17 protein-coding genes are annotated in these 20460 nt (G+C 59.8%); 16 read left to right on the top strand and 1 reads right to left on the bottom strand.

Features of this window, described 5'->3' with window-relative positions; translation table 11 throughout:
- Positions 1–130 precede the first annotated feature (130 nt).
- The 16 genes from pdxR (at position 131) to AC07RZ_RS08345 (ending at position 19011) form a co-directional block, all read left to right on the top strand.
- Positions 131–1591, top strand: a complete 1461-nt coding sequence (pdxR, locus tag AC07RZ_RS08420) for a MocR-like pyridoxine biosynthesis transcription factor PdxR (RefSeq protein WP_494667614.1) — start codon at positions 131–133, stop codon at positions 1589–1591.
- Between the two features lie 285 nt (positions 1592–1876).
- Entirely contained in the window at positions 1877–2650 is a 774-nt protein-coding gene (locus AC07RZ_RS08415) for a TorF family putative porin (RefSeq protein ID WP_144738260.1), read from the top strand.
- Between the two features lie 146 nt (positions 2651–2796).
- Positions 2797–3135, top strand: coding sequence for a P-II family nitrogen regulator (locus AC07RZ_RS08410; protein WP_014008135.1), 339 nt, complete (start codon positions 2797–2799; stop codon positions 3133–3135).
- A 19-nt stretch (positions 3136–3154) separates the two neighbouring features.
- Positions 3155–4702, top strand: coding sequence for an ammonium transporter (locus tag AC07RZ_RS08405; RefSeq protein WP_494667710.1), 1548 nt, complete (start codon positions 3155–3157; stop codon positions 4700–4702).
- Between the two features lie 119 nt (positions 4703–4821).
- Positions 4822–5370, top strand: coding sequence for a GNAT family N-acetyltransferase (locus AC07RZ_RS08400; RefSeq protein WP_494667613.1), 549 nt, complete (start codon positions 4822–4824; stop codon positions 5368–5370).
- Between the two features lie 304 nt (positions 5371–5674).
- A complete protein-coding gene (gshA, locus tag AC07RZ_RS08395; RefSeq protein ID WP_494667612.1) occupies positions 5675–6973 on the top strand; it encodes a glutamate--cysteine ligase in 1299 nt (432 codons plus the stop codon).
- A gap of 33 nt (positions 6974–7006) precedes the next feature.
- Positions 7007–7945 (top strand): glutathione synthase, encoded by a 939-nt coding sequence (gene gshB / locus AC07RZ_RS08390; RefSeq protein ID WP_494667611.1) that lies wholly within the window; start codon positions 7007–7009, stop codon positions 7943–7945.
- Positions 7946–8057: 112 nt separating this feature from the next.
- Positions 8058–8462 (top strand): PTS sugar transporter subunit IIA domain-containing protein, encoded by a 405-nt coding sequence (locus AC07RZ_RS08385; protein WP_144738264.1) that lies wholly within the window; start codon positions 8058–8060, stop codon positions 8460–8462.
- Between the two features lie 49 nt (positions 8463–8511).
- The gene (locus AC07RZ_RS08380) at positions 8512–8781 is read left to right on the top strand and encodes an HPr family phosphocarrier protein (RefSeq protein ID WP_092395471.1); all 270 of its coding nucleotides are present in this window, start codon (positions 8512–8514) and stop codon (positions 8779–8781) included.
- A gap of 183 nt (positions 8782–8964) precedes the next feature.
- Positions 8965–10719: a phosphoenolpyruvate--protein phosphotransferase gene (gene ptsP, locus AC07RZ_RS08375; protein WP_144738265.1), complete on the top strand. Its 1755-nt coding sequence runs from the start codon at positions 8965–8967 to the stop codon at positions 10717–10719.
- Positions 10720–10972: 253 nt separating this feature from the next.
- Entirely contained in the window at positions 10973–12151 is a 1179-nt protein-coding gene (gene metX, locus AC07RZ_RS08370; protein WP_494667610.1) for a homoserine O-succinyltransferase MetX, read from the top strand.
- Entirely contained in the window at positions 12141–12743 is a 603-nt protein-coding gene (metW, locus tag AC07RZ_RS08365) for a methionine biosynthesis protein MetW (RefSeq protein WP_092395467.1), read from the top strand. The genes metX and metW overlap by 11 nt, the downstream gene beginning before the upstream one ends.
- A gap of 88 nt (positions 12744–12831) precedes the next feature.
- On the top strand, positions 12832–14088 hold the full coding sequence (locus AC07RZ_RS08360) for an AmpG family muropeptide MFS transporter (protein WP_494667609.1): 1257 nt from the start codon (positions 12832–12834) through the stop codon (positions 14086–14088).
- A 151-nt stretch (positions 14089–14239) separates the two neighbouring features.
- Positions 14240–16162, top strand: coding sequence for a PrkA family serine protein kinase (locus AC07RZ_RS08355; RefSeq protein ID WP_494667608.1), 1923 nt, complete (start codon positions 14240–14242; stop codon positions 16160–16162).
- Between the two features lie 57 nt (positions 16163–16219).
- Entirely contained in the window at positions 16220–17485 is a 1266-nt protein-coding gene (locus AC07RZ_RS08350) for a YeaH/YhbH family protein (RefSeq protein WP_494667607.1), read from the top strand.
- Positions 17482–19011, top strand: a complete 1530-nt coding sequence (locus AC07RZ_RS08345) for a SpoVR family protein (protein WP_494667606.1) — start codon at positions 17482–17484, stop codon at positions 19009–19011. The genes AC07RZ_RS08350 and AC07RZ_RS08345 overlap by 4 nt, the downstream gene beginning before the upstream one ends.
- A gap of 59 nt (positions 19012–19070) precedes the next feature.
- Here the strand turns inward: AC07RZ_RS08345 and guaD are convergent, their stop codons facing one another.
- Positions 19071–20423 carry a guanine deaminase gene (guaD, locus tag AC07RZ_RS08340; protein ID WP_494667605.1) on the bottom strand — a complete coding sequence of 451 codons (1353 nt, stop codon included), beginning with the start codon at positions 20421–20423 and terminating at the stop codon, positions 19071–19073.
- Positions 20424–20460 lie beyond the last annotated feature (37 nt).

Here is a 20460-nt window from a genome sequence, read left to right as displayed (position 1 = left end):
ATACGATGACGATAAATGCCTGCGGGTGCACGACAGCGTTTATCGTAGCGCCGCAAGTTGGTATCATCAAAGATCCAAGATTGATTATATTTATAGGTCCAATGTGAAGATTGCGCCTCCGCTCCTGTTGATGAACCTCGATCCAGCCGGCATTACGCTGGACGGCGGCAGCGGCCTGGCCAAGCAGCTCTACCTGGCGCTGCGCCGGCGGATACTGGCCACGCCGGGCACTTACCGCATCAAGCTGCCCACTTCGCGCAACCTGGCGCTGGCTTTGCAGGTGTCGCGCAATACCGTGGTGCGAGCGTACGAGCAGCTGTACGCCGAGGGTTACATCAGCAGCAGGGTAGGCGACGGCACCTATGCCGATGGCTTGGCGGCGGCAGTTGTTGCCGAGCCGGATGCGCAGGTGGGTGCAGCGCCCGCCATGCGGCAATCGGCCATGCAGCTGCGCTTGAGCGGATACGAGGCGCGGCGCCGCATGTCGGCCGGGCCGGCGCGCGCATTCCGGCTCGGGATTCCCGCCTATGACTTGTTTCCGAACCAGATCTGGGGCCGTCTGCAAAGCCAGTTCTGGCGTCGTGCGCCGCTGGCGGAAATGGGTTACGGCGACGCCGCCGGCAACCTGCGGCTGCGCGAACTGATTGCGGCCTACCTGCGGCAGGCGCGCGGGCTGGCTTGCGAGCCGTCGCAAATCATCATCACCGCCGGAGCGCAGCACGGGATTGCGCTGTGCGCGCAATTGCTGCTCGATGCCGGTGACAAGGTCGCTATCGAAAATCCTTGTTATCCCGCTGCAGCCGCAGCGCTGACAGTGGTTGGCGCGCAGCTGGTGGGGATTGCGCTGGACCAGGACGGGATGGATACGTCGCAGCTGGCGCAGCACGCTGACTGCCGGATGGCGTATGTGACGCCGTCGCACCAGTATCCGCTCGGGGTCACGCTGTCGCTGGCGCGCCGGCTCGAACTGCTGGCCTGGGCCGAGCGTTGCAACACCTGGGTCGTCGAAGACGATTACGACGGCGAATATCGTTACGACGGCACGCCGTTGGCGCCGCTGGCGGCGCTCGATCGCAGCGGGCGCGTGCTGTATGTCGGCACCTTTTCAAAAATCGCCTTTCCCGGTTTGCGGCTGGGTTACCTGGTGCTGCCGCCCAAGCTGGCGCCGGCGCTGATTGCGCTGCACGCCATGGGCGACCGCCATCCGCCGGCCGCGGACCAGGCGGTGATGGCCGAATTCATCGCGGCCGGTCATTTCCAGCGCCACATCAGGCGCATGCGGCGCGCCAGCCGCGCGCGCCGTGACGCCTTGCTGGAAGGCTGGGCGCCATTGTTCGGACAGCAGCTGCCTTTGCCCAAGGTCGCCGCCGGTTTGCACCTGAGCCTGCCATTGGCGAGCGCAGGACAGGAAGCTGACCTGTTGGCCAAGGCCATCGCCGCCGGCGTTGAACTCAATCCCATGAGCCGGTTCTGCCTGCCTGGGCAAGCTGTCAATCCGCAGCATCGGGCCGGCCTGGCGCTGGGTTTTGCCGGTGTCGACGCCGCGGCCATCGGGCGCGCACTGTTATCCCTGCAGCAAGCCTGGACTTGATTTGTAGCCGACTACAGGATGTCATGTAGTCACCCCTTCATATTTTTGCACCAAAACAATGCTCAATTAAATGCATGCATTATTGTGGTGCATTTCCTTGCCGTCTTTTTCTGTGCAAGAACATCCCGCAGTTAACAATCGGCAAAAGCTGTGAGCAAAACGCCCCACAAGGGGCGGCAGCCGTGGAAAAGGAGAGATCGGCGCAGTTGGCATGGGTTCTGCTATGGAAAGTCCGAGGAGTACTGATTTAGCGGTTTTTCATTCAACATACCAACAGGGACATCCATGAAAAAGCTGATTTTAGCCGCAGCAATAGCAGCAAGTTTCTCCGCAGGTCTCGCTCATGCCGAAGACGCCAAGCCGGATAACGAGATCAGTTACAACATTGGCGCGGTCAACGACTACCGCTACCGCGGCATTTCGCAAACGCGTTTTGACCCGGCGATACAGGGCGGCGCGGACTACACCAACAACCCTACCGGCCTGTATGCGGGCACCTGGCTGTCGAATATCAAGTGGATCAAGGATGCGGTCGACAGCGCCCATACCGGCACCGGCGGCAAGGGCCCGGTTGAATGGGACATCTACGGCGGCAAGCGCGGCGAACTGCCTGGCGGCTTCACCTATGACGTCGGCGGCCTGTACTACTACTACCCGACCAACAACTACAGCCAGATCGGCCGCAACGCCAACACTTTCGAGCTGTATGGCCAGATCGGCTACGGCCCGGCCTATTTCAAGTACTCGCATGCACTGACCAACCTGTTCGGCACGGTCGACAGCAAGAACAGCGCTTATTACGATGCCGGCGCCAATTTCGATGTCGGCGCGGGCGTCACGCTTGGGCTGCACCTCGGCCACCAGACAGTGGAGCATTTCAGCTTCGGCAGCTACACCGACTGGAAAATCGGCGCCACCAAGACCTTTGAGCAGCTGGCCGGCGTGACGCTGGGACTGGCCTATGTCGGCACCGACGCCAAGGATGGCGCGTACGTCAGCCCGAGCGGCAAGAACCTGGGCCGCAACGGGGTAGTGTTTTCGGTAGCGAAGACCTTCTGACGTATTGGGGCCAGAGTTTAAGAGGCGCCGCAGGGCGACGAATTACTCTGTCCTCAACTGACCGGGAAGTGAGCCTAAAGCAAAGCCGGATTACGCAAAACCTGAGTGAGCTGAATTCCTAAATTCGATAAAACAACGAGGCCGACATGAAACTGATTACAGCAATCATCAAACCATTTAAGCTCGACGAGGTGCGCGAAGCGCTCTCGGCGATTGGCGTGCAAGGCATTACCGTGACCGAAGTCAAGGGTTTCGGCCGCCAGAAAGGGCATACTGAGCTGTACCGCGGCGCCGAATACGTGGTCGACTTCCTGCCGAAGACAAAAATCGAAGCAGCGGTGGACGACAGCATCCTGGAACAGGCGGTAGAAGCGATTGAAAACGCGGCGCGCACCGGCAAGATCGGCGACGGCAAGATTTTTGTATTTGATCTGCAGGAAGTTATTCGTATTCGTACCGGTGAAACCGGCAAAGATGCAATCTAAGGGGATAAAAAATATGAACATCAAAAGTACGTTTGCTACGATTTTGGCGGCTTGCTCGCTGATCGCGGCTACTTCCATGTTGCCGGCCCGTGCCGCCGACGAGGCATCGGCAAGCGCTAGCGCAAGCGTGGCGGCTGCCAGTGCGGATGCTTCCACCGCAGCTCCGGCTGCCGCGCCTGCGGCATCGGTTGCTGCGGCGCCGGCAGCAGCCGCTCCGGCCGCCAGCGCTCCAGCTGCCGCCGCGCCTGCGGCACCGGTGCCGAACAAGGGCGATACCGCCTGGCTGCTGGTATCCACCGCGTTCGTGATCCTGATGACTTTGCCGGGCCTGGGCCTGTTCTACGGCGGCCTGGTGCGCAGCAAGAACATGCTGTCGGTGCTGATGCAGTGCTTCACGGTGTTCTCGCTGATCATCGTACTGTGGATACTTTACGGTTACAGCATTGCGTTCACCGAGGGCAACGCGTTCTTCGGCGGATTCAGCCGCCTGTTCTTGCATGGCATGACGCCGGATTCGGTGGCCGCCACTTTCAGCAAAGGCGTGGTGGTGCCTGAGTTTGCCTACGTGGTGTTCCAGGGCGCGTTCGCCGCGATCACCTGTGCGCTGATCATCGGCGCCTTCGCCGAGCGCGCAAAGTTCTCCGCGATCCTGGTGTTCACTGTCCTGTGGTTCACATTCGCCTACCTGCCGATGGCGCACATGGTCTGGTTCTGGCCTGGTCCTGACGGCTTTACCGACGCGGCTGCCGCGGAAAAACTGACCGCTACCGGCGGCTGGCTGTTCCAGAAGGGTGCGCTCGATTTCGCCGGCGGCACTGTGGTGCATATCAATGCCGCTATCGCCGGCCTGGTTGGTTCGTACGTGATCGGCAAGCGCGTCGGCTTCGGCAAGGAAGCATTCAAGCCGCATAGCCTGACCCTGACCATGGTCGGCGCTTCGCTGCTGTGGTTCGGCTGGTTCGGCTTCAATGCCGGCTCCGCGCTGGAAGCCAACGGCAGCGCCGCGCTGGCTTTCATCAATACCTTGCTGGCGACTGCTGCTGCGGTGTTGAGCTGGAGCGCCGGTGAATGGATCGGCAAGGGCAAGCCTTCGATGCTGGGCGGCGCTTCGGGTGCGGTCGCCGGCCTGGTGGCGATTACCCCTGCCGCCGGTTTCGTCGGCCCGATGGGCGCCCTGATCATGGGCTTGCTGGCTGGCTTCATCTGCCTGTGGGGCGTCACCGGCCTGAAACGCCTGCTGGGTGCGGACGATGCGCTGGACGTGTTCGGCGTGCATGGCGTCGGCGGTATCCTGGGCGCATTGCTGACCGGCGTATTTGCGGCGCCTAGCCTGGGCGGCGTCGGCATCTATGACTATGTCACCAATGCAGTGCTGCCGGACTATTCGATCCCTGGCCAGCTGTGGATCCAGTTTGAAGGCGTGCTGACGACCCTGGTCTGGTCGGGCGTGGTTTCGCTGATCGCATTCAAGCTGGTCGACATCGTCATGGGCTTGCGCGTGACCGAAGAAGAAGAACGCGAAGGCCTGGACATCTCCAGCCATGGCGAATCTGCTTATCACGACTAAGTCTTGCCTGATCGCGCCGGATAGCTGCAGCATTGGCTATCCGGTGCGATGTTCGATGCAATCCCGGGCCCGTCCTGGGATTTTGTTTTTTTGACGTATCCGTTTCAGGAGATTCCAGCTTGGACCCGACCATCACCCCGCAACGCCTGACCGCATGCACGGTTGAAGACGTCAAGGCGAACCAGTTCGACCAGGTGGTGGGGCCGCTCACCGATATCCTGATGGCGTGCGTGGAGCAGGGCGCCAGCATCGGATTCCTGGACACGCCGAATGCCGAAGATGCTTTTTCATTCTGGTACGGCGTCAGCGGCTCGCTGGTGAGCGGCGGCCGGCGCTTGCTGGTGGCGCGCTTTGCCGGCCAGATCGTCGGCACCGTGCAGCTGGTGCTGGCGGCGCCGGCCAACGGCCGTCACCGCGCCGAGATTTCCAAGCTGCTGGTGCATCCCGACGTGCGGCGCAAAGGCGTCGCGCGCGTGCTGATGCAAAAGACCGAGACCATTGCGCGCGCCGACGGCCGCTCGCTGCTGTTCCTGGAGACGCGCACCGGCGACGCGGCGGAGTCCCTGTACAGCTCGCTCGGATTTGAGCTGGCCGGCATCGTTCCCGCCTATGCCCGCTCGACCACCGGCAAGCTGAGCGACAGCAGCTTCATGTATAAACGGATCTGATCCTGAAGGGCCAGCGGCGATTGCGCCCGAATCCAATCATAATGTGACACGATTTACAAGGCGCCTGACGGCGCTTTTTTGTTTTTCCGGGACTTTAAAAATCCGCGACCGGCCCGATGTAAACTTGGCTCATGGACGCACCTGCCGGAGCGTCGCCGTGGATGGCATCCCGGCGGTAGACCGGCGAAATAATGCATTTCCCGTTAGAATCTGCGTCTCTTGCCTGTCATGGGAGTCCTGAAAGACATTCCTGTCATGGGCAGTTGCGCAAGTTCGCTGCATAGTTCCCAAAAGAAAGTTTTATATGGTTCCGCACCTTGTCACCGCCCTCAACGGCCCTTTGCTCGATCTGGAAAAGAAAATCCTCGCAGCCACCCCGGCTATCGAGCGCTGGTTCCGGATGGAATGGCAAGAGCACACGCCGCCGTTCTACTGCTCGGTCGACCTGCGCAACTCGGGCTACAAGCTGGCCCCGGTGGATACCAACCTGTTCCCGGGCGGATTCAGCAACCTTTCGCCCGAAATGTTGCCATTGGCGATACAGGCGGCCATGGCGGCCATCGAAAAATATTGTCCGGACGCCAAGAACCTGCTGCTGCTGCCGGAACTGAACACGCGCAATACCTTTTATCTGCAGAACGTGGCGCGGCTGATGCAGATTTTCCGCCAGACCGGCTTGCATGTGCGGCTGGGCACGCTCGATGAAAGCGTGAAAGAAGCGCAAACGATCGAATTACCGGACGGCAGCACCATCACGCTGGAGCCGTTGGAGCGCTCCGCCAACGGCCGCCGGCTGGGTTTGAAGAATTTCGACCCATGCACCATTTTACTGAATAACGACCTGTCTTCCGGTACGCCGTCGATACTGGAGAACCTGAACGAACAAAATGTGCTGCCGCCGCTGCACGCCGGCTGGACCGTGCGCCGCAAGAGCAACCATTTCATGGCCTACGACGAAGTGGTGAAGAAGTTTTCGAAGCTGGTGGATGTCGATCCGTGGATGCTGAATCCGTTCTTCGCCAAGGTCGACCAGGTCGATTTCGATGCGGCGGACGGCGACGACAAGCTGGCCGCCGCCGTCAGCTCGCTGCTGGCCAAGATCCGCAAGAAATACAAGGAATACGGCATCACAGAAAAACCGTTCGTGATCGTCAAGGCCGACGCCGGCACCGACGGCATGGGCGTGATGAGCGTGACCGACGTCAGCCAGATCAAGGAGCTGAGCCGCAAGCAGCGCGAGAAGCTGTCGCTGGGCAAGGCCGGCGGCGAAATCCACGACCTGATCATCCAGGAAGGCGTGCACACTTTCGAGCATATCAACGATGCGGTGGCGGAGCCGGTGGTGTACATGATCGACCGTTACGTGGTCGGCGGTTTTTACCGCGTGCACGCCGAACGCGGCATCAATGAAAACCTGAATGCGCCGGGCGCCCATTTCGTGCCGCTGGCATTCGCCCAGCAGCATGCGCTGCCGGACATGCTGGCCAAGCCGGGCACCACCGCGCCGAACCGCTTCTATATGTATGGCGTGGTGGCGCGCCTCGGTTTGCTGGCGGCGTCGCTCGAAATGGAAAAGACCGATCCGAATCCGGAAGAATATTAATCGCGCTGTCCTGACAACCCTAGGGCCTGAAAAATGAAAATAGCTTTCCTCGCCGATCCGCTGGATACCTTCAAGACATACAAGGATTCGACTTACGCCATGATGGTCGAAGCCGTCAAGCGCGGCCATGCCATCTATGCGTTCGAGCAAAAGGACATGGCGCTGGAAAGCGGGGTTGTCACAGCCAACGTGGTGCGCGTCAGCCTGACCGGCGACGGCAAGGACTGGTACCGGGCCAGCGCGCCCGCCGCCATGTTCCTGTCGGAATTCGATGCGATCCTGCTGCGCAAGGACCCGCCTTTCGACATGGAGTACATCTACACCACCTACCTGCTGGAATTGGCGGAAACACAAGGCGCCCGGGTATTCAACAAACCGCAGGCGATCCGCGACCACAATGAAAAGCTGGCGATTGCCCAATTCTCCAAATACACCTCGCCGACCCTGGTGACGCGCGATGCGGCACGCTTGCGCGCCTTCCACGCAGAACACCAGGATGTGATCCTGAAGCCGCTCGACGGCATGGGCGGCACCGGCATTTTCCGGGTGCGGCAAGACGGCCTGAACCTGGGCTCGATCATCGAAACACTGACCGACAACGGCCATCGCACCATCATGATCCAGCGCTTCATCCCGGAAATAGTCGCCGGCGACAAGCGCGTGCTGGTAATTGGCGGTAAAGTCGTGCCCTATTCGCTGGCGCGGATTCCGCAAGGCAGCGAGGTGCGCGGCAACCTGGCGGCCGGCGGCGTCGGCGTAGCGCAGCCGCTGACGGCGCGCGACCGTGAAATCGGCGAAGCACTTGGGCCGGTGTTATCACAGCGCGGCCTGTTACTGGTAGGATTAGATGTGATTGGCGATTATCTGACTGAAGTCAACGTCACCAGCCCGACTTGCTTTCAGGAAATTAAGCAGCAGGCCGGTTTTGATGTGGCCGAGATGTTTATCGATGCGCTGGAAGCGGCGCTGTAATGTATTTTGTTGTCCTGGTTGTTAACAGCCAAAGCTGTGGGCCAGGATGGTCGTTGCTGTAAAACCGTTGTAAACCGGGACGAATCCGCAAGCCGGATTTGAAATTGAAACTATGATCGGCATTCTCCTTTTAACCCACGCCCCCCTGGGCCAGGCATTCATCGCGGCTGCCTCTCATGTGTTTCGCCAGACGCCGGAGCGGCTTGAAGCGATCGATGTGGTCGCCGACCAGAATCCCGTCGAAGTGCAAAAACTGGCCAAGCAGGCCGCTGCACGCCTGGACGATGGTTCGGGGGTGCTGGTGATTACCGACGTCATGGGCGGTACGCCATCCAATTGCACGCTGCCGTTTTGCACCGGCAACCAGACCCAGGTGATTGCCGGCATCAGCTTGCCGATGCTGCTGCGCGCCTTGACCTATCGCAACGACACGCTGGACGTGGTGGCCGAAATGGCGCTGGCCGGCGGCCAGGGCGGGGCGGTCAGGGTCGATAACCGGGTGCGGGTGGCGCACTGATTTGCCAGGGCCGGGTCTTTCAATAAATCCAATATTAGATAAAAGACAAATGATTCAACAAGAAATCGAAATCATCAACAAACTCGGCTTGCACGCTCGCGCGTCAGCCAAATTTACGCAACTGGCAAGCAAATTCAAAAGTGAAGTCTGGATGACCCGCAACAAGCGCCGCGTCAACGCCAAGTCGATCATGGGCGTGATGATGCTGGCGGCCGGCAAGGGCAGCACGATATTGCTGGAAGCCGATGGCGAGGATGAGAAGACCTGCTTTGATGCCTTATACCAGCTGATTCAAGACAAGTTCGGCGAGGGGGAATGAACCTGATTTGTGAACGGACGCGCCGAGACGCGTATCCGGGCACTGCCCAATTATTTTCTTTGCAATTTAAACGTTTTATCTAGTCAGTTGAGGACAGGGCCGCACCGGGAGCGCAATGCGCCGCAAGCTTGATCCAGGCCTCTCCCGGGCTCTGCTCCACAATGTATAAAATTGGGCGACCAGATGGCATCTTTCACCTTACACGGCATTCCGGTTTCGCGCGGCATCGCGATCGGCCGCGCCCATCTGCTGGCGCCGGCGGCGATGGACGTCAAACACTACCTGATCGGCGAAACCGAGGTCGAAGCCGAAGTCCAGCGCTTGCAGAACGCCGTCACCAGGGTGCGTACCGAGCTGCAGACCATACGCGCCGACCTGCCGAAAGAATCGCCGCCCGAGCTGGGCGCCTTTGTCGACGTCCACCTGCTGATCCTGTCGGACCCGATGCTGGCCGAGATGTCGCTCGATATCATCCGCAACCGCCAATACAACGCCGAGTGGGCGCTGGTAACCCAGATCGACGAATTGTCGGCGCAGTTCGATGAAATCGAAGACACCTACCTGCGCGAGCGCAAGATGGACGTGCTGCAGGTGGGCGAACGCCTGCTCAAAGTGCTGACCGGCACCTCCACCCGGCTGCCGGAAGTCGACAGCGACGGCGCTTCGTTCGCCAATATCGTGGTGGTCGCCTATGACATCTCCCCGGCCGACATGCTGCAGTTCCGCGACCGCGCATTCGCCGGTTTCGTCACCGACCTCGGCGGCCAGAATTCGCATACCGCGATCGTCGCGCGCAGCCTGGATATCCCGGCCGCGGTCGGCATGAACAACGCTTCGCGCCTGATCAAGCAGGACGACTGGATCATCATCGACGGCGACGCTGGTGTGGTCATTGTCGACCCGGCAACAGTGATACTCAAACAATACCGCGAACGGCAGGTGCACCTGCTGCGTTCGCGCAGGAAACTCGGCAAGATCAAGAAGACCCGCGCGGTGACCCTGGACGGCACGGAAATCAGCCTGCTGGCCAACATTGAACTGCCCAGCGATTGCGCGGCGGCGATGGATGCCGGCGCCAGCGGGGTTGGCCTGTTCCGTTCGGAATTCCTGTTCATGGGCCGCATCGGCCCCCAGCACGAGCTGCCGACCGAAGATGAGCAGTTCGAATCCTACCGGCAGGCAGTGACAGCGATGAAGGGCCGGCCGGTGACGATCCGCACGCTGGATGTCGGCGCCGACAAGCCTATCAACACCGAAGAACAGACCGCGCTCAACCCGGCGCTGGGCCTGCGCGCGATCCGCTATTGCCTGGCCGAGCCGCAGCTGTTCCTGACGCAGCTGCGGGCCATTTTGCGCGCTTCGGCCTTTGGCAAGGTCAAGCTGCTGATCCCGATGCTGGCGCATGCTTTCGAGATCGACCAGACCCTGGCCATGATCGCGCAAGCCAAGCAGCAGCTGCGCGATGAAGGCGTCGCCTTCGACGAGGCGATCCAGACCGGCGCCATGATCGAAATCCCGGCAGCGGCGCTGGCCTTGCCGATGTTCATCAAGCGCATGGATTTCCTGTCGATCGGCACCAACGACCTGATCCAGTACACGCTGGCGATCGACCGCGTCGACCACGAAGTGGCGCATTTGTATAATCCGCTGCACCCGGCGGTCCTGTTCCTGCTGTCGACCGTGATCGCGCTGGGACGCAAGGCCGGCATCCCGGTTTCGGTCTGCGGCGAAATGGCGGGCGACGTCAAGTTCACCCGACTGCTGCTCGGCATGGGCTTGCTGGAGTTTTCGATGCATCCGGCGCAGCTGCTGGCGGTGAAGCAGGAGGTATTGAACAGCGACCTGGACGAACTGACGCTGCAAACCCGGAAAATCCTGCGCAACACCGAGCCGAGCGCGATTGCGGCGGCAGTCAACCAGATGCGCCTGACCGCATAATAATTACCTGTTCCATGCGTTCAGGTTTGACGCCAGGCCCCGACTTGGTTATTCTTGAGCTTATCGCGCCGATTTGAATGGTTTCACCACCTCAGCTTGCGGGCGCGCGGCATCACCCGGTCCAAGGACCAGACGATGCCAAATAAATACGGCTAAAGCGAGCTTGATGTACAAGCCCAGAATTTAGCCCGATTAGCGAAAGCTCTCGGGCTTTTTTTATTTCCATACAACTCTAATGACTCGCGTACCAGCCATGTCCCAAGGAATAGTTGCCCCGCAGTCCATGCATTTCGCGACGCCGCTGCAGTTGCAAAGCGGCGCGCTGCTGGCGGATTACACGCTGGTGTATGAAACCTACGGCAGCCTCAACGCCGACAAGTCGAATGCGGTGCTGGTCTGCCACGCCCTGAACGCCTCGCACCACGTCGCCGGCGTGTACCAGGACGATGAAAAGAATGTCGGCTGGTGGGACAACATGGTGGGGCCGGGCAAGGCGCTCGACACCAACAAGTTCTTCGTCATCGGCGTCAACAACCTGGGTTCCTGTTTCGGTTCGACCGGGCCGATGCACATCAACGCCGCCACCGGCAAGCCATACGGCGCGGAATTCCCGGTGGTGACCGTGGAAGACTGGGTGCAGGCGCAAGCACGCCTGGCCGATGCGCTTGGCATCAGGCAGTTCGCCGCCGTCATGGGCGGTTCGCTGGGCGGCATGCAGGCGCTGGCCTGGAGCCTGGCGTATCCAACCCGCCTGCGCCATTGCGTGGTGATTGCCTCGACCCCCAAGCTGTCGGCGCAGAATATTGCTTTCAACGACGTCGCGCGCCAGGCTATCCTGACCGATCCCGGTTTCCACGGCGGCGATTATTACGCCCATGGCGTGGTGCCCAAGAACGGTTTGCGGGTGGCGCGCATGGTGGGCCACATCACCTATCTGTCGGATGACGACATGGCCGAGAAATTCGGCCGCGACCTGCGTTCCGGCGCCTACCAGTTCGGCTTCGGCATCGATTTCGAAATCGAATCCTACCTGCGCTACCAGGGCGACAAATTCTCCGAGTACTTTGACGCCAACACCTATCTGCTGATCACCAAGGCCCTCGATTATTTCGACCCGGCCAAGGAATACGATGGCGACCTGACCCGCGCCCTGAGCAAGACCCAGGCGCAGTTCCTGCTGGTCTCGTTCATGACCGACTGGCGTTTTTCGCCGGAACGCAGCCGCGAAATAGTGCAAGCCCTGGTCAACAACAAGCGCCGCGTCAGCTACGCCGAAATCGACGCTCCGCACGGCCACGATGCATTTTTACTGGACGATCCGCGCTACATGAGCGTGGTGGGCGAATATTACAACCGGATCTGGCAGGAGCTGGAACAGCCGGCGGCGCCGGGCGCAGTGACTGAAGCAGCAGGAGCAGTGCATGAATTTTGATCAATTGAGCAGCTTGCGGCCCGACCTGGCCTTTATCGCGCACTGGGTGCGCGGCGAGTCGCAGGTGCTGGACCTGGGGTGCGGCGATGGCGTCATGCTCGACTACCTGCAGTCCGACAAGCAATGCGCCGGCTATGGCGTCGAAATCGACGACGCCAAGATTCCGGTCTGCGTGGCGCGCGGCGTTTCGGTGATCCAGCAAGACATGGAGGCCGGATTGACGCTGTTCGCCGACAACGCCTTCGACACGGTGCTGTGCCTGTCGGCGCTGCAGATGATGAAAAATGTTGAAGGAGTATTACGCGACATCGCCCGCGTCGGCCGCGAAGCAATTGTCTCCTTCCCCAATTTTGCCTACTGGCCGCACCGGGTAGCGCTGCTGCGCGGCCGCATGCCGGTGTCCAAGTCCTTGCCTTACGAATGGTATGACACGCCCAACCTGCGCTGCGCCACCATCAAGGATTTTGAAGAGCTGGCCAATGAAGTCGGCCTGGAAGTGCTCGAATGCGTCGCCCTGCACGATGGCCGGCCGATCTCGGTGCTGCCAAATTGGCGTGGTAGTCTTGCGGTATTCCGATTTCGTAAGAAATAACCTAAAAAATAAAGGATATGCCGCCGGGCTGCCGCGCAAGCCGCAGCCTGGCGGTTTATCCTGAACTCCCGCCGCCGCGGGCGCATCCATGACATCAGATTCAAATCCCTGGCATCACTATCTCAACCGGCGCATGCTGATCTGCGCCTTCCTCGGCTTCAGTTCTGGCCTGCCGCTGTTTATCCTGCTCAGCCTTCTGCAAGCCTGGCTGAGTAAATCCGGCCTTGATGTGAAATCGCTCGGCCTGTTCGCGCTGGTGATGTTTCCCTACACCTGGAAATTCCTGTGGTCGCCGCTGATGGACCGCTTTCATTTCGGCAAGCTGGGCCGCCGGCGCAGCTGGATGATGCTGACCCAGGCCAGCCTGTTCGTCGCCATCGGCAGCATGGGCATGCTCGATCCGCACGCCCAGGTGGCGGCGATCGCCTTCATGGCGTCGCTGGTGGCGTTCCTGTCGGCCAGCCAGGATATCGTGATCGACGCCTACCGGCGCGAGATCCTGCCCGACAGCGAGCAGGGCCTGGGTGCGGCGATCAACGTCAACGCCTACAAGGTAGCGGGCATGGTACCGGGCGCCTTGTCGCTGTTCCTGGCCGACCACATGAGCTGGCAGGCGGTATTCTGGATCACGGCGGGGTTCATGCTGCCAGGCCTGGCCTGTACCCTGATGATCAAGGAACCGACGGTATACGGCGCGCCGCCCAAGAACCTGCGGCAGGCCGTGGTATTGCCGTTCCAGGAATTCATCGCCCGCGACGGCTGGCGCAGCGCGCTGTGGGTGCTGGCTTTCATCTTCCTGTACAAGCTCGGCGACAGCATGGCGACCGCGCTTGCTACCAGGTTTTATATCGATCTCGGTTTTTCGCTGACCCAGATCGGCGTCATTTCCAAGACCACCAGCCTGTGGGCCAGCCTGGTCGGCGGCCTGGTCGGCGGCATCTGGATGGTGCAGATCGGGATTAACCGCGCCTTGTGGATCTTCGGCGTGGTGCAGGCGGTGACCATCCTCGGTTTTGCCTGGCTGGCCCAGGCCGGCCCGGATCCGCTGGTGCTGGCCATCGTGATCGGCGGCGAGGCGTTCGGCGTCGGCCTTGGCACCGCCGCTTTCGTGGCCTATATCGCGCGCACCACCGATCCGCGCTACACGGCGACCCAATACGCCCTGTTTACCAGCCTTGCTGCGGTGCCGCGCACCTTTATCAATTCCTCGGTCGGTTACATTGTTGCTGAAACCGGCTGGTTTCATTTTTTCATTTTATGTTTTGTGCTGGCGCTGCCGGGGATGTTGATTTTATTCAAGGTCGCGCCGTGGAGCGAAAAAACAGAAAACCCTGTTGCATCTTAGAAAAAGGTTTAGAATCAAATCGTGTAATCCTCTTCTGGGCCGCATCGAAAACGAAGCTGGCTGACCAAGGAACTGTGCGTATCTGAAGAGGTCGAATTCGGTAGAAATAATCTTCAATTTGTTTTCGCAACATCGTTGATGCGGGGGTGATATGGATATCTACAGCAGCTTTGCGAGTCGGTTCGACAAAACCAGAGAAGAAGAATTTTCCTTAGAAGAATATCTTGCGCTTTGTAAGACTGATCCCAGCTGTTATGCAACAGCCGGGGAACGCATGCTGATGGCGATAGGCGAACCGCATCAGGTCGATACGCGGCACGACCCTTCCTTGTCGCGGATCTTTGCCAACAAGGTGCTCAAGGTCTATCCGGCGTTCAAGGAATTCTACGGCGCTGAAGAAGTGATCGAACAAGTGGTCGCTTATTTCCGGCACGCGGCGCAAGGCCTGGAAGAACGCAAGCAGATCCTCTATCTGCTCGGTCCGGTGGGCGGCGGCAAATCGTCGATCGCCGAACGCCTCAAACAATTGATGGAGCATGTGCCGTTCTATTCCCTCAAGGGATCGCCGGTCAACGAGTCGCCGCTGGGCTTGTTCGATTACGAAGAAGACGGCGCCATCCTGGAAGAACAGTACGGCATCCCGCGCCGCTATCTCAAATCGATACTGAGCCCGTGGGCGGTCAAGCGGCTGCATGAATTCAACGGCGACATCCGCAAGTTCCGCGTGGTCAAGCGCTATCCGTCGATCCTGCGGCAAGTCGCGATTTCCAAGACCGAGCCGGGCGATGAAAACAACCAGGACATTTCCACCCTGGTCGGCAAGGTCGATATCCGCAAGCTGGAACAATATTCGCAAGACGACGCCGACGCCTACAGCTACTCCGGCGGGCTGTGCCTGTCGAACCAGGGTTTGCTGGAATTCGTCGAAATGTTCAAGGCGCCGATCAAGGTGCTGCATCCGTTGCTGACTGCAACCCAGGAAGGCAATTTCAAGGGCACCGAAGGTTTCGGCGCGATCCCGTTCGACGGCATCATCCTGGCCCACTCCAACGAGTCGGAATGGAAGGCGTTCCGCAACAACAAGAACAACGAAGCCTTGCTGGATCGCATCTACATCGTCAAGGTGCCGTATTGCCTGCGGGTGTCGGAAGAAATCAAGATCTACGAAAAGCTGATCCGCACGTCATCGCTGGGCAAGGCGATCTGCGCGCCGGGCACGCTGAAGATGATGGCGCAGTTTTCCATCCTGACGCGGCTGGGCGAACCGGAAAACTCCAGCATCTTCTCGAAGATGCAGGTGTATGACGGCGAGAACCTGAAGGACAGCGATCCGAAAGCCAAGTCGTTCCAGGAATACCGCGATTATGCCGGCGTCGACGAGGGCATGACCGGGGTCTCGACCCGCTTCGCTTTCAAGATACTGTCGCGCGTATTCAATTTCGATTCGACCGAAGTGGCCGCCAATCCGGTGCACCTGATGTATGTGCTGGAACAGCAGATCGAACGCGAGCAGTTCCCGCAAGAGCTCGAGCAGAAATACCTGTCGTACGTGAAGGATACGCTGGCCACGCGTTATGCCGAGTTCATCGGCAAGGAAATCCAGACCGCCTACCTGGAATCGTATTCGGAATACGGCCAGAACGTCTTCGACCGCTACGTCACTTATGCCGATTTCTGGATACAGGACCAGGAATTCCGCGACCATGACACCGGCGAAAGTTTTGACCGCGCGGCCTTGAACGCCGAGCTGGAAAAAATCGAAAAACCGGCGGGCATCAGCAATCCCAAGGATTTCCGTAACGAAATCGTTAATTTCGTGTTGCGCGCGCGCGTCTCGAACGCCGGCAAGAATCCGCTCTGGACCAGCTACGAAAAACTGCGCGTGGTGATCGAGAAGAAAATGTTCTCGAATACCGAAGACTTGTTACCGGTCATTTCATTCAACGCCAAAGGTTCGAACGAAGAATTGCGCAAGCATGAAGATTTCGTCAATCGCATGGTCAGCAAAGGTTACACGCCGAAACAGGTGCGCTTGCTGTGCGAATGGTATCTGCGCGTGCGCAAATCGTCGTAAGGTGGGCATTGGGTACGCATTGGATAAGTGCAGCGACTCACCCTAGGAGAGCCGACCGTGTTGCATCAGATAATCGACCGTAGACTGTCTGGCAAGAACAAAAGCATTGCCAACCGGGAGCGTTTCTTGCGGCGCTTCCGGGCGGCCATCCATCGCTCGGTGACGGAAGCCGTGCGCGACCGCGGCATCAAGGAAATCGAGAACGCCAAGAGCATCAGCATCCCGCGCAAGGGCATCAGCGAACCGGTATTCGGCCACGGCCCCGGAGGCAAGCGCGAGATGGTCCATCCCGGCAACCAGGATTACCTGCAAGGCGACCGCATCGCCCGCCCGGAAGGCGGCCAGGGCGGCGGCGGCAGTTCGGCCAGCGACCACGGCGAAGGCGAAGACGAATTCGTGTTCCAGCTGTCGCGCGAAGAATTCATGCAGTATTTCTTCGAAGACCTGGAGTTGCCGCGCCTGATCAAGACCAACCTGCTGGCGGTGCCGAGCTGGAAAAACATGCGCGCCGGTTATTCGACAGACGGCACGCCCAACAACATCGACATCGTGCGTTCCCTGCGCAGCTCGCTGGGACGCCGGATTGCGCTTGGTTCGCCGCTGGTGGTCAGGCTGCGCGAGCTGGAGCAGCTGATGGAGACGCTCAAGGCCGATCCGCAAGACCGGCGTGATGAAATCAAGCGCCTGGAGGACGATATCCATCACCTGAAGGGGCGCATCTGGCGCATCCCGTTCATCGATCCTTTCGACCTGCGCTACGTCAACCGGGTCAAGGTGCCGCAGCCGTCGAGCCGGGCCGTGATGTTTTGCGTGATGGATGTATCGGGTTCGATGGATGAGCAGCGCAAAGACCTGTCGAAGCGTTTCTTTATCCTGCTTTACCTGTTCCTGACCCGTAACTACGAACATATCGAAGTGGTTTTCATCCGCCATCACACGCGCGCCGACGAGGTCGATGAAGAAACCTTCTTTCATTCCCAGGAAAGCGGCGGCACGGTAGTGTCGAGCGCGCTGGAGCTGATGAAGCAGATCATCGACGACCGTTATCCGCCGGGCGACTGGAATATCTACGGCGCGCAAGCCTCCGACGGCGACAACTGGAATGACGATTCGCCCAAATGCCGGCAGCTGCTGGAGCTCGAAATACTGCCGCGCTCGCGCTATTTCGCCTACATCCAGGTTACCGTCGAAGAACAGAACCTATGGACAGAATATCAGCAGATCGCTGCGGTCAATCCCCAGTTTGCCATGAAAAAAGTGCAGGCTGCCAGCGAGATCTATCCGGTGTTCCGCGAACTGTTTGAAAAGCAGGTGCAGTCATGAACGACCGTCTGATCCGCCAGCCCTTGCCTTGCCCGTCCGACTGGACTTTCGACCTGATCGAGCTGTACAACGATGAGATCGCCCGCGTCGCGGCCAATTACAAGCTGGATATCTATCCCATCCAGCTCGAAATCATCACCGCCGAACAGATGATGGATGCCTACGCCTCCGCCGGCATGCCGGTGAATTACCGGCACTGGTCGTTCGGCAAGCATTTCCTGATGACCGAGCGCGACTACAAGCGCGGGCAGATGGGGCTGGCCTACGAAATCGTCATCAATTCGAATCCCTGCATCGCCTACCTGATGGAAGAAAACACCATGACCATGCAGGCGCTGGTGGTGGCGCATGCGGCGTATGGGCATAATTCTTTTTTCAAGGGTAACTATCTGTTCCAGCTGTGGACCGATGCCCACGCCATTATCGATTACCTGGTTTATGCCAAGGCTTACATCGCCGAATGCGAAGAGCGCTACGGTTTTTCCAAGGTCGAGGAACTGCTGGATTCCTGCCATGCCTTGATGCATTACGGCGTCGACCGCTACAAGCGGCCGCAGAAACTGTCGCTGGAAAAAGAGCAGGCGCAACGGCGCGAGCGGGCCGAATACATGCAGTCGCAGGTCAATGAATTGTGGCGTACCTTGCCGGAGAAAAAATCGGAAGCGGCCGAGCAGGTGGAAGGACGTTTCCCGCCCGAGACGCAAGAGAACCTGCTGTACTTCGCCGAGAAAAATTCGCCGCTGCTGGAGTCGTGGGAACGCGAAGTGATCCGCATCGTGCGCAAGATCGCGCAGTATTTCTATCCGCAGCGCCAGACCCAGGTAATGAACGAAGGCTGGGCCACGTTCTGGCACTACACCATCCTCAACACGCTGTACGACGAGGGCAAGCTGACCGACGGCTTCATGATGGAGTTCCTGCACTCGCACAGCAATGTGGTGTACCAGCCGCCGGTGACCAAATCGTATTACAGCGGCATGAATCCGTATGCGCTGGGCTTCGGCATGATGAGCGACATCCGCCGCATCTGCGAAAAGCCTACCGACGAAGACCGGCAATGGTTCCCCGAACTGGCGGGAACGCCTTGGCTGGACACCTTGCATTACGCGATGCGCAATTTCAAGGATGAGAGTTTTGTCGCCCAGTACCTGTCGCCGAAGCTGATACGCGACATGCGCCTGTTCGCGGTGCTGGACGACGAGAACCGCAGCGAACTGGAAGTCTCGGCGATCCATAACGACGCCGGTTACCAGTATGTGCGGCAAGCCCTGTCACGGCAGTACGACATCAACCACCGCGAGCCGAACATCCAGGTCTGGTCGGTCAATACGCGCGGCGACCGCAGCCTGACGCTGCGCCATTTCCGCAGCGACGGCCGGCCGCTGGCGGACGGCACCGATGAAATCCTGCGGCATATGGCGCGCCTGTGGCAGTTCGATGTGTACCTGGAGAGCGTCGACGACAGCGGCAATGTCTTGCAGCGCTACGAATGCGTCAGCGAAAACAAGTACGCGCTGCGGCCATGAAACACGATTGGCAACGACGCTGATGCAAGCAGCCAGCCCGGTCAAACCGGGCTGTTTTTTTACAGGCCGGCCGCAGCCCGCCTATGCACCAGCTTGCCGGCGGCATAGGTCGCGGCAATCGCCCGGTCATCGCCCAGCAGGGCCAGCGCAAACAGCAGTTCTTCCAGGCTCTCGGTGCGTTCGCTGCGGCGCGCCAGCAGCGGCGTGGCTTGCGGGTCGAGCACGATGAAATCGGCTTCGGCGCCGGCCGCGAAATTGCCGATCGTGCCTTCCAGCTGCATGCTGCGCGCGCCGCCCAGCGTCGCCAGGTAGAACATCCGCATTGCCGGCAGGTAGGTGGTCGCCATGCGCGCCACCTTGTAGGCTTCGTTCATGGTTTGCAGCATGGAGAAACTGGTGCCGCCGCCGACGTCGGTCGCCAGCGACAACGGCACGGCCGCCGCATCGGCGCCTTTGAAATCGAACAGGCCGCTGCCGAGGAACAGGTTGGAAGTCGGGCAGATCGCGATAGCCGATTGCGTCTCCGCCATGCGCTGGCGATCATGGTTGTCGAGCCAGACGCAATGGCCGTACATGGAGCGTGGGCGCAGCATGCCGTATTTGTCGTAAACATCCATGTAGCTGCGCGATTCGGGGAACAGCGATTTGACCCAGGCAACCTCATCGATATTTTCCGCAGCGTGGGTTTGCAGGTAGACATCCGGATGCGCCTGCGCCAGCTCGCCGGCCAGTTGCAGCTGGGCGTTGCTGGAGGTCGGCGCAAAACGCGGCGTGATCGCATACAGCTGGCGGCCGCGCTTGTGCCATTTCTTCAGCAGCTCTTCACTGTCGCGGATGCCGCCTTCGGCGGTGTCTTGCAGGAACTCAGGACAATTCCTGTCCATCAGCACCTTGCCGGTCACCATGCGCAGGTTGCGTGCTTCGCTGGCGCTGAAGAAGGCGTCCACCGAGACCGGATTGACGGTGCAGTACACCATCGCGGTGGTGGTGCCGCAGCGTAGCAGCTCATCGATGAAGAAGGTGGCGACATCCTTGGCATGGGCCGGATCGCTGAACTTGCGCTCGGTCGGGAACGTATATTTTTCCAGCCATGGCAGCAAACCCGGCGCAGGCGAGGCGATCATGTCGGTTTGCGGGTAGTGCAGGTGGGTATCGATGAAGCCGGGCATGATGATTTTGCCGCGGTAGTCCTGGATCTTCAGTTCGCCTTTCAGCTCAGCCCGCAATTGCGCCGACAGCTGCTGGTAGTCGCCGGCCGCCGCCACCTTGCCGTCGGCCACCAGCAGCAAGCCGTCTTCATGCCATGCATAAGCGTCGGCATGGTGCGCCGGATCGGCATGGAAATGGAGAACGCTGGCGCGGTACGCCTGCAAGGCGGATTGATCGATATTGCTGAAGCTGATGACTGCCATGAAACTATCCTTGAATGAAAACGCGTGCAAGCGCTGC

The organism is Collimonas sp. GW821-FHT07E08 (genome assembly GCF_059418905.1).
This window is presented reverse-complemented; position numbering and strand designations above follow the sequence as displayed.